General features: G+C 46.8%; 13 protein-coding genes. 7 read left to right on the top strand and 6 right to left on the bottom strand.

Annotated elements, in window-relative coordinates; all coding sequences use genetic code 11:
- Window positions 1-71 precede the first annotated feature (71 nt).
- Window positions 72-830, top strand: coding sequence for an outer membrane beta-barrel protein (locus tag Q0110_RS04945; protein WP_297903476.1), 759 nt, complete (start codon window positions 72-74; stop codon window positions 828-830).
- A 15-nt stretch (window positions 831-845) separates the two neighbouring features.
- On the opposite strand, the gene radC is transcribed toward Q0110_RS04945, so the two are convergent.
- The 6 genes from radC to rsmA form a co-directional block, all read right to left on the bottom strand.
- Complete coding sequence (gene radC / locus Q0110_RS04940; RefSeq protein ID WP_297903473.1) at window positions 846-1550, bottom strand: DNA repair protein RadC; 705 nt, start codon at window positions 1548-1550, stop codon at window positions 846-848.
- Window positions 1551-1638: 88 nt separating this feature from the next.
- The gene (gene efp, locus Q0110_RS04935; protein ID WP_297903464.1) at window positions 1639-2205 is read right to left on the bottom strand and encodes an elongation factor P; all 567 of its coding nucleotides are present in this window, start codon (window positions 2203-2205) and stop codon (window positions 1639-1641) included.
- A 100-nt stretch (window positions 2206-2305) separates the two neighbouring features.
- Entirely contained in the window at window positions 2306-3010 is a 705-nt protein-coding gene (locus tag Q0110_RS04930) for an LrgB family protein (RefSeq protein ID WP_297903461.1), read from the bottom strand.
- Between the two features lie 3 nt (window positions 3011-3013).
- Complete coding sequence (locus tag Q0110_RS04925; RefSeq protein WP_297903458.1) at window positions 3014-3352, bottom strand: CidA/LrgA family protein; 339 nt, start codon at window positions 3350-3352, stop codon at window positions 3014-3016.
- 111 nt (window positions 3353-3463) lie between these two features.
- Complete coding sequence (gene mgtE / locus Q0110_RS04920; protein ID WP_297903446.1) at window positions 3464-4810, bottom strand: magnesium transporter; 1347 nt, start codon at window positions 4808-4810, stop codon at window positions 3464-3466.
- Between the two features lie 16 nt (window positions 4811-4826).
- Window positions 4827-5627 (bottom strand): 16S rRNA (adenine(1518)-N(6)/adenine(1519)-N(6))-dimethyltransferase RsmA, encoded by an 801-nt coding sequence (rsmA, locus tag Q0110_RS04915; RefSeq protein ID WP_297903439.1) that lies wholly within the window; start codon window positions 5625-5627, stop codon window positions 4827-4829.
- Window positions 5628-5722: 95 nt separating this feature from the next.
- Here rsmA and Q0110_RS04910 point away from each other — a divergent pair, with 95 nt between their 5' ends.
- The 6 genes from Q0110_RS04910 (at window position 5723) to porU (ending at window position 17057) form a co-directional block, all read left to right on the top strand.
- A complete protein-coding gene (locus Q0110_RS04910; RefSeq protein WP_297903436.1) occupies window positions 5723-6715 on the top strand; it encodes a lysylphosphatidylglycerol synthase transmembrane domain-containing protein in 993 nt (330 codons plus the stop codon).
- Window positions 6716-6790: 75 nt separating this feature from the next.
- A complete protein-coding gene (locus Q0110_RS04905; RefSeq protein WP_297903433.1) occupies window positions 6791-8245 on the top strand; it encodes an aminoacyl-histidine dipeptidase in 1455 nt (484 codons plus the stop codon).
- 925 nt (window positions 8246-9170) lie between these two features.
- Window positions 9171-11996 (top strand): DUF6383 domain-containing protein, encoded by a 2826-nt coding sequence (locus tag Q0110_RS04900; protein ID WP_297903430.1) that lies wholly within the window; start codon window positions 9171-9173, stop codon window positions 11994-11996.
- A gap of 415 nt (window positions 11997-12411) precedes the next feature.
- Window positions 12412-13062 carry a redox-sensing transcriptional repressor Rex gene (locus Q0110_RS04895; protein ID WP_297903428.1) on the top strand — a complete coding sequence of 217 codons (651 nt, stop codon included), beginning with the start codon at window positions 12412-12414 and terminating at the stop codon, window positions 13060-13062.
- Between the two features lie 3 nt (window positions 13063-13065).
- On the top strand, window positions 13066-13680 hold the full coding sequence (locus tag Q0110_RS04890) for a fumarylacetoacetate hydrolase family protein (RefSeq protein ID WP_297903426.1): 615 nt from the start codon (window positions 13066-13068) through the stop codon (window positions 13678-13680).
- A complete protein-coding gene (gene porU / locus Q0110_RS04885) occupies window positions 13677-17057 on the top strand; it encodes a type IX secretion system sortase PorU (RefSeq protein ID WP_297903424.1) in 3381 nt (1126 codons plus the stop codon). The genes Q0110_RS04890 and porU overlap by 4 nt, the downstream gene beginning before the upstream one ends.
- Window positions 17058-17102 lie beyond the last annotated feature (45 nt).

The following is a 17102-nucleotide window of genomic DNA, read 5'->3' as shown; positions in this document are numbered from 1 at the left end:
AGGAGTAGGGGGTTTGACCACTGCGATTGTCTTGTAGATACAAAACATCATTATAAAAATATATACGAGGTATGAAAAAGTTGATTTTATTAGTGGCTGTGGCCCTAAGTAGTGTAGTGGTGAACGCTCAGTCTCGTTGGTCGGTTACGCCAGAAGCCGGTCTGACCGTGAACAAGGAGAATGAGGGGAAAAGTGAGACAACCTTGGGATTCAAGGTCGGTGCTGGTGTATTGTACCAGATAAAGGAGGCACAAGGGAATAGGCCCTCTTTTGGCTTGAAGTCCGGCTTGTATCTGTTGATGCAAAAGGGAGATTTGCATACATGGAATGACGGGTATTATTCGGTAGGGAATCAAAGCGGCCTTTATCCCAATGGAAATTATAGCAAGGTTGCCGGAGGTGACGGTACGGTAGAGCATACTGTCGGAGTCCGTGCTGATGAGATGACTCGTTATAACCTGCAATTACCTATCATGGCTCACTGGGGATTCAAGCTTTGCGATGATATCAGTTTAAATCTGGCGGTAGGTCCGTATGTGGCGTTGGCATTAGGAGGAACCGCGTCTGCCTTCCAGACTATAGATAATAAGGTAGACTATAGTTATTTCTACGACTTCAACCCGTTTAAAGAGAAGAAGCTAGATAATGGCATTACGTTGAAAGGTGCTCCCCGTTTCGATTGGGGTGGTACGGCTTCAGCGGGTATCACGGTGAAACGTGTATCTTTCCAGATTGGTTATGATTTGGCTTGGGGCAAATACCATAAGGACCAGAACGATCTCCGAATTCGTAACCACCAAGTGAGCTTTACGTTCGGATATACGCTCTGATCCTTCTAGCGGAGGTTAGCGAAGCTTACCCTCGTCAGCATAACTGTAATAGATTCCATCTGCCAAGATTATGTGATCTAATAAGATAAGATCCATGATCTTGGCTGCTTTTTGTACCTGCTCGGTCAGCGTGTCGTCTTGTCGGCTGGGCTTGATATTCCCGGAGGGATGGTTATGGCAGAGGATGAATCCGGTAGCTGTTTCCATTAATGCGGTTTTTAGGATTAGGCGAATGTCGGCGGCAGAAGAATTGATACCACCTTGACTGATTTTGCATTTCTTCAGTATCCGGTTGGCCGGATTGGTGAGTATGATCCATAATTCCTCGTAGGGCAGGTCTCGTAACTCGGCTTGCAGCGATAGGTAGGCATCCTTGCTGCTACGTATTTGTTTATATAGGAGCCCCTCTGAGGTTCCCCGCCGTTTCCCTAGTTCCAAAGCCGCGCGGATCGTGACAGCTTTCGCCTCTCCGATCCCTTTGAAGCCGGAGGTCAGTTCCTTGACAGAACGTTTGCCCAATGTATTCAAGTTGTTGTTTACGGAGTGGAGTATCCGCTGGGAGAGTTGTACGGCGGTCTCCTCATTGTTTCCCGATCCGATCAGTATGGCGATCAACTCGGCGTCGCTTAACGCGGAAGTGCCTTTCTGGAGCATTTTCTCACGGGGCCTGTCTTCTTCGGCCCATTCCTTGATAGAGAGTTTACCTGTTTTTTCTTTCATAGCCGGGAAAGGTTTATGGTATATATGATAAAAAAATAGTTCCCGCCTGCTTATCAAGCGGGAACCGTATATTTTGACAAGACCCGGATTACTCGCGGATACGGCCTACGTAAGAACCGTCAGTCGTATTGACCTCGATGATCTCGCCTTCGTTGATGAACAACGGCACGCGAACCTCTGCGCCAGTCTCGACAGTAGCCGGTTTCAATGTGTTTGTAGCGGTATCGCCCTTGATGCCCGGTTCCGTATAGGTAATCTTCAATTGAACCTTGGTAGGCATATCAGCGAAAAGAACAGTGTCTGTGGATGCGTCGGAAACCACGTCTACGATTTCCCCTTCTTTCATGTAATCAACGCCGTTGATAAGGTTCTTGTCGATGATTACGTCATCGAAAGTCTCTTGGTTCATGAAATGATAGTGCTCACCTTCTTTGTAAGTGAACTGGTACGGGCGACGTTCTACGCGTACATCCTCCAGCTTCTCTCCGATGTTGAAGCGACGTTCGATCTGACCGCCTTTTACGACATCTTTTAATGTCGTACGCATGATTGTATTACCTTTACCCGGTTTTACGTGAAGGAAATCGACGCAGAAATAGAGTTTTCCGTCCAGACGGATACAAGTTCCTTTCTTAATGTCTTGTGAATTGATCATATTTCTTTTCTTTATTTATATATGTTATAGAGTAATCCTGTACGATTTTCGGGTGCAAAAGTAGTACATTCCTGTTAAAGTAGCAAAAAGTTTTGTGTATTTATATGGAAAAATAGTTGCAAATCAATCGAATAACCGGAACCAAGACCGCTGTCATGATACCCATCAAACCGATCGCCAGTCCGCTTAAAGCACCTTCGATGGCGCCGATTTGAATAGCCGCGGCCGTTCCCACCCCATGGGAAGATGCTCCCAGGGCCAGCCCTTTGGCGATATGGCTGTCTATTCCCAGGATTCTCATGACGATGGGGCCTACTATACTGCCGAAGATGCCTACCGCCACGACGATAACGGCGGTGAGAGAGGGAATGCCGCCCGTCTTCTCCGCTATTCCCATTGCGATCGGGGTGGTGACGGATTTCGGCTGTAGCGTGGCGATCAGCGCTTGGTCGGCTCCCATCAATTTGCCGATGATGATTACGCTCACGATCCCGACGATGGCCCCCACGAACACGGAGGTAAGGATCGAAACGACATTTCCTTTTAGATATTGGATTTGCTCATATAGTACGTAGCCAAGAGCTACTACGGAAGGCCCCAGCATGAAATGGATCAAATGGCTGCTTTGCTGGAACGACTCATATTGAATACCCAGGGCTTCCAGCACCGCGATAATCACGAATATGGTCGTAAGCAAGGGATGCAGGAGGCTGATGCGGACTTTCTTGTAAAGGGCCAGAGAAGTTAGGTAGGTTCCGATTACCAGGGTGAGAGCGAAAATCTCGGAATGCGCCAAATTGTCCATCGTTTATTTTCCCTTTTCCAGTTTCTGTTGCACCAGAGCTACGCTGGCGATAACTAAAATCGTACTTACTACGGAAGCGATCAATAAGACCGCCCAATACTCGGAGATGATCCCAAAGGAATTCATGAGCCCTACGCCGGCTGGAACGAAGAATAATCCCATGTTTTGGGTAAGTACCGTGGAAAGACGTTTCACCTTTTCCGGTTTTACTTTCTTAAACGCTAGGGCTAAGAACAATAGCACCATCCCAATTACGCTACCCGGTATGAAGCCGTCGATAAAGTAGCTGATAAACTCTCCCGTGAAATAGAAGAAGAGAATGAAAAATGCTTCTGTTAGCATAACTTTTCTGCCTTTTTAGATAACCGCCGCGAAGATAATAGCTATTCCGTAAATATGTTCTACAGCATATTATTTTAACATTGCGGGAGCGGGCTTCGCCTGTATGCGGCTTCAAGCCAACGCAGAAGTGATGAACATATAGATCATCATGCCGATAATATCGTTGGTAATGGTGATAAACGGCCCGGTCGCCAAGGCGGGATCGATCTTCATCTTGTCTAAAGTCATGGGAACCAGCGTGCCGAATATACTGGCGAACATCACGACGGCGAATAGGCTCAAGGATACGGAGGCCGTGATCCCCCGGTCGCCCAGCATGAAGAAATTGTAAATGAACACGACCAGGCTGATGATACTGGCGTTGATTAGCGAAACCACGGATTCCTTGAGGATTTGCGGCACGATATTCCCTTCCTTCAAGGTATTGTTCGCCAAGCCTTGTACCACGATGGCGGAAGATTGTATACCTACGTTTCCCCCGGTCCCACCGATCAGCGGGATAAACAGGGCCATCTTCGGGTTGGTAGCGAAACTGCTCTCGAAACCGCCGAGGATAACAGAGTTGCCCAGCCCTCCGATCATACCGATCAGCAACCAAGGCAGGCGGGCGGCGGTTTGGGTGAATACGTTATCCGAGGTCTCCACGTCTTGCGAGATACCGGATGCCAACTGGTAATCGCGCTCGTGTTGCTCGCGTACCTCATCCATCACGTCATCGATCGTGATACGCCCTACCAAGCGTCCGATACTGTCTACCACGGGCAAGGCTACCAAGTCGTATTTCTCGATCGTCTCCGTGACCTCCTCGATGCTATCGCTGTCGCGTACGGCGATTGGCTCTTTTTTCATGACGTGCTTGATCTTGGATACAGACGGGTGGGTGATCAGTTTTTGCAAGGGGAGCACGCCTTTCAGCCGTTCGTCGTCATCCACTACATATACGTAATAGATCTCGCTCATATCCTCCGCTTGCTTACGCATCTCGTCGATGCATTTGGGCATGCTCCAGTTCTCGTTCACCACGATCATCTCGGTACCCATCAATCCACCGGCGGTATCCTCGTCGTATTTCAGCAGGTCCACGATATCGCCGGCCTGCTCTACGTCTTCGATATGCGAAAGGATCTCCTCTTGGGTGTCTTCGTCCAACTCACGCATCAAGTCTACGGCGTCGTCCGTCTCCATGTTGTCAACGAAACGCTTGGCGATAAGCTCGTTGGGAAGTTCCTTCAATAACTTATGGCGGTCTTCCTCGTCTAGCTCCATCAAGACATCCGCCGCCTTGTCGCCATCCATCAGCAGGTAGAGGTAGATGGCCTCTTGCAAGTTCAGCTCTTGGTAAAGCTCGGCTATATCGGCGGGATACAGCTCGTGAAGTACCTCCTGTGCCTTCGCGTCGTCCTTGGCCTCGATGATACTTTTCAGGTTCTCGATGTAATCTTTCGTCAGTTCGATCATTGGACTCGATGTTTATTTATAGGATATCGCCTTCCTGTTTCTCCAGGTACTTCTGGCTGATCAAGGTCAATTCCACGAATTGTTCCACGGATAGCTGTTCCGGTCGCTTGTCGAATATCGGCAGGGCGTAATCCGGGAAATCCTTACCCAGGAGGGGTTTCATGGAGTTGCGGAGCGTTTTCCTTCGTTGGTTGAATGAGGTCTTTACTACGATCTTGAATAATTTCTCATCGCATCCCAGCTCCTTGCGGTTGTTGCGGGTCATCTTCAATACCGCGCTTTTCACCTTTGGCGGTGGATCGAATACTTTCTCGCTGACGGTGAAGAGATATTCCACGTCGTACCAAGCCTGTAGCAATACGCTCAGGATCCCGTAGGTCTTGCTGCCCGGTCCCGCCGCTAGGCGTTCGGCCACCTCTTTCTGCAACATCCCCGAGCAACAGGGTATCCGGTCTTTATAATCAAGGACCTTGAAGAATATCTGGCTGGAGATATTATAGGGATAATTACCGATCACGCAAAACTCACCCGCGAATATCTCCGAGAGATCCAGTTTCAGGAAATCCTCGGCGATGATACGCCCTTTCAGGTCGGGGAAGTTCCGGCTCAGGTAATCTACGGATTCCGTGTCTAGCTCGACAACGGTTAAATCATGCCCCGCCTCCAGCAAGAACTGGGTGAGGACTCCCGTCCCCGGCCCGATTTCCAAGACCGGCAGGGATTTGAAAGTGTCGAGCGTATCCGCAATGCGTTGTGCTATTTGCAGATCCTTTAGGAAATGTTGCCCTAATGCTTTTTTTGGCTTAACTAATCTCATCCACTTTTCGGTGTAATGTGTTTGTTTTTAAATATTATGCTTATCTTCGCGGACGCACAAAAGTACAATAAATAATTTAAAGTTCCCTATACATAATGGATTTTAAGAGCATTCTACGTACCTTTCTGAAGATAATTCTACCTTTAGCCTTTGGCTGTTTACTCCTTTGGTTTTTGTATCGAAAAATGGATATCACCGAGATTTGGCGGGTTGTCAGAGAAGGGGTCCGTTATGATATTATCCTGGTTTCTTTGTTGTTCGGTTTGTTCGCCAATATTGTTCGCGGCTTACGGTGGGGATTGCTGATCGGTTCCTTGGGCGAGCGCTTCAAGACGGGTAACGTGATTTACGCCGTGCTGGGCAATTACGCCGTGAACTTGGTGTTGCCCCGTGTCGGTGAGGTATGGCGTTGCGGCATGGTGGCCAAATACGACAAGATATCGTTCACCAAGCTTTTAGGCACGTTGTTGATCGACCGTGTGAGCGATACGATCATGGTGGGTTTGATAACCCTGATGATATTCATATTTAATATAAGCTTCTTCACGAGTTTCTTCGCCAAGAACCCGGATTTACTCGAAGGGTTCCACTCCATGTTTAATTCGATATGGATTTACGTGGCGGTGATAATTTTTATCGCCGTAATTTGGTTTATATTCACTTATATGAGTAACTTTACGCTGGTACAGAAAGCCAAAGGCATGTTGAAAAATGTCTGGACCGGTATGAAGAGCATCTGGTACATGGAGCATAAGATGCGTTTCGTGATAGAGACGTTGCTGATTTGGGGAGGTTATTTCTGTTACTTCTATATTACGTTCTATGCATTCGATTTTACCAAGGACTTGGGTATCGCGGTGGGGCTGATTACTTTTACGATGAGTAGTATCGGTGTAGCGGTGCCTGTTCAGGGCGGTATCGGGCCGTGGCATTTCATGGTGATCGCTACCTTGGTTTGTTTTGGCGTGAACGAGAATGACGCGGCGGCGTTCGCCTTGGTCGTTCATACGGTGCAGACGGTGTGGACGGGATTATGCGGGTTATTTGGCGTGGTAGCCTTGCCGCTCACTAATAAAGTTGACGGTTGACGAGTGACAGTTGACGGTTGGCTGAGTTGGGGAATATAACTTATATATTTATATTAATATTGAAAACCTAGTTTTATGTCAGCAGAAATCAAAGATCTATCTCCGAAGCATGTATGGGGTTATTTTTATGACCTTACGCAAATCCCCCGTCCGACCGGACATATGGAGGCAGTAACCCGTTTTATGGTATCCTTTGGCAAAGGATTGGGGCTGGAAACCCTGCAAGATGAGGTGGGCAACGTATTGATCCGTAAACCGGCCACGCCCGGAATGGAAAATCGTAAGACCGTTACCTTGCAGTCTCATCTGGATATGGTTCCTCAAAAGAACTCTTCTGTGAAACATGATTTCGAGAAAGATCCGATCGACGCTTACATAGACGGCGAGTGGGTGACGGCGCGCGAGACGACGCTGGGCGCGGACAACGGTATGGGCGCTGCCTTGGCGATGGCTGTGTTGGCAGACGAGAGCTTGCGCCATGGCCCTATCGAGGCTTTGTTTACGGTGGATGAGGAGCAGTCTATGGACGGTGCTTTCGGCCTGAAGCCTCGTTTCCTGAAAGGTGATATCTTGTTGAATTGCGATTCCGAGAAGGAAGGAGAGTTGTTCGTGGGTTGTGCCGGTGGCGCTGATATGAATATCTCTTTCCAATTTAAGGAAGATACGTATGTGCCGGAAGGCGACGTGGCTGTCAAGGTCAGCTTGACGGGTTTGAAGGGCGGCCATTCCGGTGTGGATATCCATTTAGGGCGTGCGAACGCGAATAAGTTGATGTTCCGTTTCTTGAAAGAGGCGGTGTGCGATTATGGCGCTCGCCTGTCTTCGGTGGAGGGCGGTTCCCTGCGTAACGCTATTCCTCGCGAGGCTTTCGCCGTGATAACGATACCGGGCGATAACGTGGAGTCTCTTTGGGAGCTGGTAGCGGATTATCAAGATATGTTCCGTGCGGAATATAAAGGGATAGAGGATAAGATCAGCTTCGTCGCCGAGATGGTAGAGTTGCCGGCTACCTTGATCCCGGAGGAGATACAGGATGATTTGATCAACGCGATCGAGGGTTGCCAGAATGGTGTGATCAGCATGTTGCACGATTTTCCGGGTACGGTAGAATCTTCCTCCAACTTGGCGATCGTGAAGACATCCTTTGAGTTGATCGAGGTGAAGATCTTGGTACGTAGCTCATCCGAGTCTCGTAAGGATTCCGTTTGCTCAAGCTTGGAAAGTGTGTTCGCTTTGGCGGGAGCCAAGGTGGAGGAGTCCGGCCATTACAACGGTTGGCAGCCGAATATCAATTCCCCGATCTTGAACCTGATGAAATCTACTTATCAGGATTTGTTCGGTAAGGAACCCGAGGTGAAGGTGATGCATGCCGGATTGGAATGCGGTATCATCCAAGGCGCTTACCCGGAGATGGATATGGTTTCTATCGGCCCGGATCTGGAATATCCGCACTCTCCGGACGAGCGGGTGAATATTCATTCCGTTCAGAAGATCTGGGAGTTCGTTACGGCTACGTTGGCGAGGATCTGAGTATCCCGTACCTTATAGATATTAAACAAACCCTCCGGCCATTCTCTTGCTAGCTATTTAGTTGGCGGGTGCTTGGCCGGAGGGTTTGTTTTTGTGTTCTTCTCTCATCTTTTACGGCACATACGCTTTAAGAAATAAACATGTACGTCTTTTCGGAAAAACATGTACGTGTTTCCGGAAAAAGACGTACATGTTTTTTGAAGCTTATAATACCGCCTTTATACCCCTGATCCTGAAAGAGCCTCGTGTCATGAAAATAGATGTTTTATTGACTTTTTGATCGATATGATTCGTGTATCGTGACAATGCCTTTTCACGAAAACCTCGAAATAGGAAGCGAAAAGTGGCCGTAAGTGGCGTTTGATACTGCATAAGGCACGTTTTTTACGTGTGATAGGCTACGAAAGCCTGCGCGATAGGTCGTGTTGGGCAACGCCGCTAGTAGCGTTGGGCATCGTGAACAGTCAAAGATAGGGGCACGAGCGGTCGTGAATAGGCATTATAACGCTGTTGTCTCCCTGTCATAGCCCTATGCCATAGCCCAAATAACCGGTAAGACATGGGTTATGATGAATTAATTTCGCTAGAACGAAAAGCCCTTTTTTAGCATCTGCCTGTCAATTAGTTGATTGCTGTTTTTTTCTCGCTTATTAAGGAGCAAGCTGTCCCTTCGTCTGAGAAAGTTGATTCTCCGGGAGTTAAGAATACATAATGTTAAAATGTTATCTTTATAGGATATAATGTACACGCATACATTAATATAAAGTAGAAGAATATATGATCAATGGATATTATTGGGGTATTAAAAAAGACTAGTTTAAACGATCGTTTAGACTAGTCGTTTTTTGAGGCTGACGGAGGCGTATTGGTTCCTGTAATCGCTTGATTATCTTAATAAACTAGTATTAATATTAATTTCAGTATTATGAACAAAAAGTTTTCTACTCTTTTAGCGGGGTTAGCTTTAACTACAGCTTTCTCTGCGAATGCGACGAATCCTGTCGACAAACAACTGCATCAGTTGAAAGTTGGCGACAAGTATTTATCTGTAACAAAATCCAAAGTAAATACGGCAGCGGATAGTTTGATTCTTGTTTCTACGGAAGATGTAGGGGAAGATGTAATGAAAGATTCCTTCAAGAAATCTTTGTGGAAATTGACGAAAGGGCATACCGATAATACAACTAATGAGGTCTGGACATTAACAAACTGGGCTACTGGTAATGTGTTAAGTTTGGATTTGACGAAATCTACTACTACTTTTACTGAGGGTAAGCAATCTGAATGGTTGATCGAGGACAATGGCTATATTAAGGCAATCAGTAATGGTAAGACGTATGCTATTTATACGGAAGATGTAAAGGATAAAGATGATAAAGTCGTAGGTACGGCTTTGAAGATTGGTAAGGATAAATCTTTCGCTAATTTCTCCTATTATCAGCCTAAAGCAAACAATCCTTTGAAAGATAATGAGATTAACGGCTTGTATGGAACTTCTTCCGTGTTTGACTTCGAGAAAGATCTGAATGGTAACCCGATTGATGGTGTGGCTATTAAAGCTGTAGCGATTGAAGGTGAGACTGACTATGTTAATATCCGTTTGAATGACGGTAAGTATTTGGTTGTAGACTCTACTAAATGGACAAATTCAGTAAATTCCAATAATTATTGGAAGTTGACAACGGATGCAATGCCTTCTGAGGTTGCTGACAAAGATGAGAAATCCACTGATTTGGCAACGATAGAATTGTTAAAGAATGGTCGTTCCGCTGACTTCTACGCTTTCAGGATTGATTTGAATATCGCTGAAGGTTATAAGATGACTATCACTCCGAAAGCGGTTCCTGTTTATACAAATACGAATGAAAAGGAAGGAAAACAAACTGCCTTCTCTTTTGGTTCAGTTACGACAACCCGTGCGTTAGTATATGGTAAGTTCGCTGATAGTAAGGAGGTTATTGCTGCAACAAGTAGTACTGAAGATAATTTGAAAAATGCTGTCGCTACCTTTGGTGTAGTAGAGGCTCCGGATGCATTGGATACGGACTATACTTACTATGTACAATTCTACAATAAAAAGAAAATCTCTAGCGAGACAGATAATTGGATCTCCGATGCTAACTACAATAAATATGTATATGTAAGCTGCGATAACGACAAAGCTTATGTTAAGACCTCTGCAGAGGCTCCAGCTTATATGTGGTTCGTGGATGAGAATGGAGTCTTGAAGAATATGATTAATATGACTGAGCAATATACCGGTTTCATCACATTGATCAGTGAGGAGAATGGTATTTATGCTTTTGGTACGGATACACTTAAGTTGACGAAAGGACCGAAGATTGCGGATGCTCGGAATATGGGTTATAAGGTTGTTACTAAGGCTGATGAGGTAAACGGTGCGTTGTCTTTCCGTTTGGTTTCTGTTTTGGCAGACGACTTATACATGATCTCTAAGGATGGTGTAATGTATGTAGCTAATAGTGAGTTGAATGAAGCTCAAGAATTGAAAGTTGAAGCAACAGAGATTCCGAACGAGGATGATCAGATTGAATACGCTACAGTTGGTAATAAAGTTGTTAAACCGGTGTATAGAATTACGGATCGCTTAGGCAAGAAAGTACTTGTTTTAGAGGACGAGAAGTTCAAATTAGTAGACAGAGAAAAAGATGGCGTTACACCATTGATGGTTTCTTTCTTGTCTATGGGTAAGAACAACCAATATAAGATTGTTTATGGAGAAAACAGCGCTATTACGGCTAACGCCGCTTCTGGTATCTTGGCAGAGACTACCCTTTGCGATGATCAAAATGTAATCTTTGAGTTTGCGACAAAAGACGCTCCTACTTATGGCGCTCCTGCTATCGGACATGTTCAGATCACTACGATGGAAGATGATAATAAGGTGATCGCTAACCAAAAAGATGGTTTCGCCGCATTAAAGGCTGAAGGACAAATCTTGAGAAGCGATGTTTATACTCAGGATACGTTGACTATGTGGTTGGATACAGCTAGCGTGACATTTGATGAGACAATGCCGTTGTATTATCTGTCAACAAAGACTTTCACTCCGGAGGCCGAGACTCGTAACTTCTTGATCAACCCGGCTAATATCTCTGCTGCTATCGAAGCTAATAATGACGATCCGGATGCGGAGAAAATTGAGAATATCTATGATTATTCTTCTGTAGCCGGCGAAAATACTTATCGTGCCGCATTTATTGCCGCTTCTGTATGTGGCCTTGATTCTATCGCTATTGATGGCGATACGATCGATGTATTACAACTGAATCCTGCCGCAATTGCCTTCGAGGTTGCCGCCGAGGTTAGTGATGAGGCTTATCGCATTGTTTCTAAGTTGCATGCTAGTAATCCTGATTATGATGCAGAGGATGAAGAATCTCTTCCTTATGAGGAAACAGAGACAACTCTGTATTTAGCTCAATTGAACAATGTATTATTCTGGACAGATGACCAAGTTAAGGCTGAGATCTTCTTGATCAACCGTGCTTCTACACCGACTTCCAACGAGAACGTGGCTGATGAAGTGTCTGGCGTATCAGTAATCGGTGGTAACGGTACTGTAACTGTACAGGGCGCGGCAGGTAAGTCTGTAGTTATCACGAATATCTTAGGTAAAGTTGTCGCTGAGACAGTTCTTACTTCCGACAACGCTACCATCTCTGTACCGGCTGGTATCATCGCTGTAGCAGTTGAGGGTGAAGAGGCTGTTAAGACAGTTGTTAAATAATAATCATTTGATACGGTTTTAGTAAGAAGAGGCAGGAGCGATCCGGCCTCTTCTCCAAAGATATATAATTCTAAGATTCCCGTGTGAAGCCTGTGCTTCAAGTACGTCGTGAGGCGGAATAAGCGGGGGTATTAATACTAAAGTAAAGAATTTAAAAGCTCTCCGTGAGTAACTCCGTGAGGAAAGAAAGCGGAAAAAGAAACAAGCCCCGGCAGGTTCGTCCAGTCGGGGCTTTTTCGTATATCCCTACGCCGCTCTTTACGTTACGGATTCATGGCACGGAAGATTCTCTTTATCTGGGAAAACTAAAACAGGTCTGTTATCGAGTATTGAGCATTGAGTATGGATGATTTAAAGTAATTTTGTACTTTTGCAAACTTGCACGAGTGTTATACATTAATATGAGAATTAGACAATGGCCAGCGATGATATAAAACAGGCATGGAAAGTGCCGGAACCTACGTTGAGAAGGTTGCCGTGGTACCTTGCGTTTGTAAAGTTGATGAAAGGAAAAGGGGAAACGTTTATCTCATCTACCCAGATCGCTAAGGAGATTAATGTAGATCCCAGCCAAGTCGCGAAAGATCTCTCTTTTGTGAATATAGCCGGGAGGACGAGAGTAGGGTACGATATTAACGCGTTGGTCGACGTGTTGGAGGATTTTCTCGGTTTTACGTCACAACATAAGGCCTTCTTGTTCGGGGTCGGAAGCCTGGGTGCGTCTTTGCTGCATGATACGGGGTTGAGCCAGTATGGATTGGAGATCGTGGCAGGCTTTGATGTCCGCGAGGATTTGAACGGGAGTAGGATTAACGGTATTCCCGTTTTCCATATGGACGATTTTCCCGCTAAGCAAAAGGAATACGGAGCTACGATAGGGGTGATCACCGTGCCGGTAGAGAAGGCGCAGGAAGTGACAGACCTGATTATAGAGGGAGGGATCAAGGCCCTGTGGAATTTTACCCCCTTCCGCATACGAGTGCCGGAGCATATCGTGGTACAGAATACCTCTATGTACGCGCATTTGGCTGTCATGTTTAATCGATTGAACTCAATGAATCACTAGGATATGAAGATTATTGCCGTTGGAATGAACTACGCCGCTCACAATAAAGAGCTGCATCATTCGTTAGAATTATCAGAGCCTACGATTTTTATGAAATCGGACTCCTCTTTATTGAAAGATGGAAAGCCGTTTTTCATTCCGGATTTCTCGTCGGAAGTTCATTACGAGACGGAGATCGTGGTGCGGATAGACCGTTTGGGAAAGAATATAGCCGAGCGTTTTGCCCATCGTTATTACAGCGAGGTTACGGTCGGTATCGACTTTACCGCACGGGATTTGCAGCGTAAGCTACGCGAGCGGGGATTGCCGTGGGAGATCAGCAAGGCGTTCGATAATTCGGCGGCGATCGGTACGTTCATCCCCTTGGAGCAGGCTGGCGACGTAAACCGGTTGCCGTTTCATCTGGATATCAACGGCTCGAAGGTACAGGAGGGGAATACCTCAGATATGCTGTTCACGGTAGATAAGATCATCGCCTACGTAAGTCGTTTCTTTACGCTGAAGATAGGCGATTTGATTTATACCGGGACACCAGCCGGTGTAGGTCCCGTGACGATCGGCGATCATCTGGAGGGATACCTCGGCGAGCGGAAGCTCCTGGATTTTTATGTGAGATGAGAAGATTGATATATATATTCATTATAAGTTTATTGTTTTGCTCATATACATGGGCGGATAATAGCCGTTATGCCTCTAAGTCCCTGTTAGCGGAAGGGAAATGGGTAAAGATCCGGGTGGATAAGACCGGGATCTACAAATTAACGTATGCCGACCTGGAGAGCATGGGTTTCTCGGACCCCTCGAAAGTCTCTGTGCATGGTTACGGAGGATGGCCGCTAGACGAGGATTTCAGCAAGGAATATATCGATGATGTCCCTTCCACCCCGGTATGGCGCGGTAATGATTACCTGTTGTTTTACGGGAAAGGACCGGTCAAATGGGAGTATGATTCATCGAGCCAGGCATTCGTGCATACGAATAACCCTTATTCCCTATACGGCTACTATTTCGTGACCGATGCCACTCCGACCAACGATATGGCTTCCGTGGCCCAGGCGAGCGGCGCATCTACCCGGATTACGACCTATGATGATTACCTGTTGCATGAGCAAGACTTGGTTTCCGTAAGTCAATCCGGCCGGGAGTTCTTCGGGGAGGATTTTAGCGGGGCGACTCCCCGTGCGATTTCTACGTTTTCCTCTATCCCCGGGATTACGGATGCGGACGGTAAGGTGACGATGCGTTTTATCTCGAGGATTAACTCCGGTTCCGGTACGGCATCCTTAAGTATCAACGATTCGGAGCTGCTGGATGTGACCATACCTTCCATCCAGACCGTAGATTCTAAGATCCGGTCATACACGAAAGCGATTTCCGGGATGACCACCGCTTTGTGGAAAGGATCGAAAAGCGAGAAGAACAACGTGGTGGTTTCCTATAGCTCTAGCGGGCATACGAATGTGCGCTTGGATTATATCCGTATGCAATTTGTCCGGACATTGCGCCCTTATGGGGCTTATACTTTTTTCAGGAGCCTGGCCTCTGTAGGGAATGTGTCTCGCTTCGTAGTGGGTGAGGCAAATGCGAATACGTTGGTGTTCGACGTGACGGATGCCCTGAACGTGAAGAAAATGGAGACAGACCTGAATGGATCGGAACTCTCTTTTACGATACCTGCCGGTAGCCTAAGGGAATTCGTGGTGGTGCAGGCCAACCAGACATTCTCTTCCCCGGAAGTGGTGGGGGAGGTCGCCTCCTCGAACTTGCACGGCCTGGAGCAAAGAGATATGATTATCATTGCGGCGCCCTCCTTGGTGCAGCAGGCGGAGCGTTTAGCGGCTGCTCACCGGGAGAAAGACGGCTTGACTGTTGAGGTGGTAACTCCGGAGGCGGTTTATAATGAGTTCTCCAGCGGAACTCCGGACGCTACGGCATATCGCCGGTTGATGAAGATGTTTTACGACCGTAGCGCTTCTCTTGGCAACCCGCCGAAATATTTGTTGCTTTTCGGCGACGGGCTTTTCGACAACCGGGGGGTAAGCAGCGATGTGCAGGGGATTTCCCGGAGTAATATGCTGTTGACTTTCCAGTCGCGAGAATCCTTGAATGTCTATTCGTATGCGACGGATGATTATTTCGCGTTTTTGGAAGATGATTCCGGTACGTCTCTGGAGCGTGATAAGATGTGCGTAGGAGTCGGGCGTTTCCCTGTCCGGACCGTGACGGAAGCTACCCAGATGGTGGATAAGACGATCTCTTATATGGAGAATAAGAATCCGGGCAGTTGGAAGAATAACGTGACCTTTGTGGCGGATGACGGTAATAATGAGGATAGCTTCAGTACCGGTCATATGAGCCAAGCCGACCAGATAGCCGACGATATAGCCGAGAATCATTCCGGCTTCTTGGTGAATAAAGTTTATTTTGATGCCTATAAGCGTAGCAATCTCGGCACTTACCCGGATGTACACGACGAGATAGAGAAGTTGCTGAAAAGCGGCCAGTTGCTGATTAATTATACGGGACATGGCAGTACGACTCATTGGGCGGATGAGGCTGTATGGACACAGGCGGATATTAATAATTCCAGCTACGAGAATTTGCCGGTGTGGGTGACTGCTACTTGCGACTTTACCCGCTTCGACGACGTGAAAACCTCTGCGGGCGAGTCTGTCTTCTTGAATCCTGCCAGCGGCGGTATCGCTTTGTTCACGACAACCCGTGTGGTTTTCTCCGGTAGTAATTTTAGTTTGAATAAGGCGCTGATCGACAATCTGTTTCAAGAAAATGTAAATGATCGCTATACGCTTGGTGAGGCGATGATGTACACGAAGCGCCAACTGTGGGATACGAACAAGTTGAATTTTATATTGATAGGAGACCCGGCCTTGAAGCTCGCCTACCCGGAATATAAAGCCCGGGTAACGGCTGTAAACGGAGAGGCCGTATCAGATGAACCCTTTGAGTTCAAGGCATTGTCACGGATTACGGTGGAAGGTGAGATATTGGACCCGTCCGGCGAGTTTGCCGCGGATTTCAGCGGGGTGTTGAACTCTACCGTATTCGATAGCCAAAGCTCGATCACTACATTGGGGAATAGCTCGGATAAGTTTACTTATCTCGATTATCCGAATACGATTTATATTGGCCGGGATTCGGTTCGAGACGGAAAGTTCAGCTTTACCTTTATGGTCCCGAAGGATATCTCTTATTCGAATGAAGAAGGTAAGTTGAACTTATACGCTTCTTCCGAGACTCTTAAAAAAGAGGCGCAAGGTTCTTTCTTCGATTTTATCGTGGGAGGAACCTCCGATACCGCGGAGACCGATACGATCGGCCCGGAGATCCGGCAGATTTATTTGAACGACTCCAGCTTTGTCTCGGGCGATAAGGTGAACGCGACCCCTTATTTTGTAGCGAGGTTGTGGGATAAGAGCGGCGTGAATATAACCGGGAGCAGCGTAGGGCATGATATGATATTGACAATCGACAGCATGCCTTCTATGAGCTATAATTTAAATAGTTATTATGCGCTGTTGCCAGATAGCGAGAACGAGGGATTGGTTCAATTCTCTATTCCGGAGCTGGAGCCGGGAACGCATACGGCCGAGTTTAAGGTATGGGATATCTTGAACAACTCGACGACCTACGTATTTACTTTCGAGGTGGAGGAAGGCTTGAAGCCCAACCTGATCGAGATATACGCCACTCCGAATCCGGCGCGGGATCAAGTAGAGTTCTATCTGCATCATAATCGTCCGGAGTCGAACCTGAAGGTTACGGTTATGGTTTATGATATGACCGGCAAGTTCTTGTGGAGCGCCGAGAAGAGCGGTTCCTCCGAGTTGTTTAAGGCGTATGTCGTGACTTGGAACCTGACGGATAATGGCGGAAGGCGGTTGCGCCCCGGGGTTTATCTGTATCGGGCGGCGATTAGCGCGAACAACTCGAAAGAGGCGACGAAAGCGAATAAATTAATCATTCTCGCACAATAAAGTATCGGGTAATTAGTTTATAATAAGCATGGGGTATGTTTATTA

Source organism: uncultured Parabacteroides sp. (genome assembly GCF_947855115.1).
In the GTDB taxonomy this organism is placed as follows: Bacteria; Bacteroidota; Bacteroidia; order Bacteroidales; family Tannerellaceae; genus Parabacteroides.
Note: the sequence above shows the minus strand (reverse complement) of the source record. Positions and strands in the feature narration are given on the sequence as shown.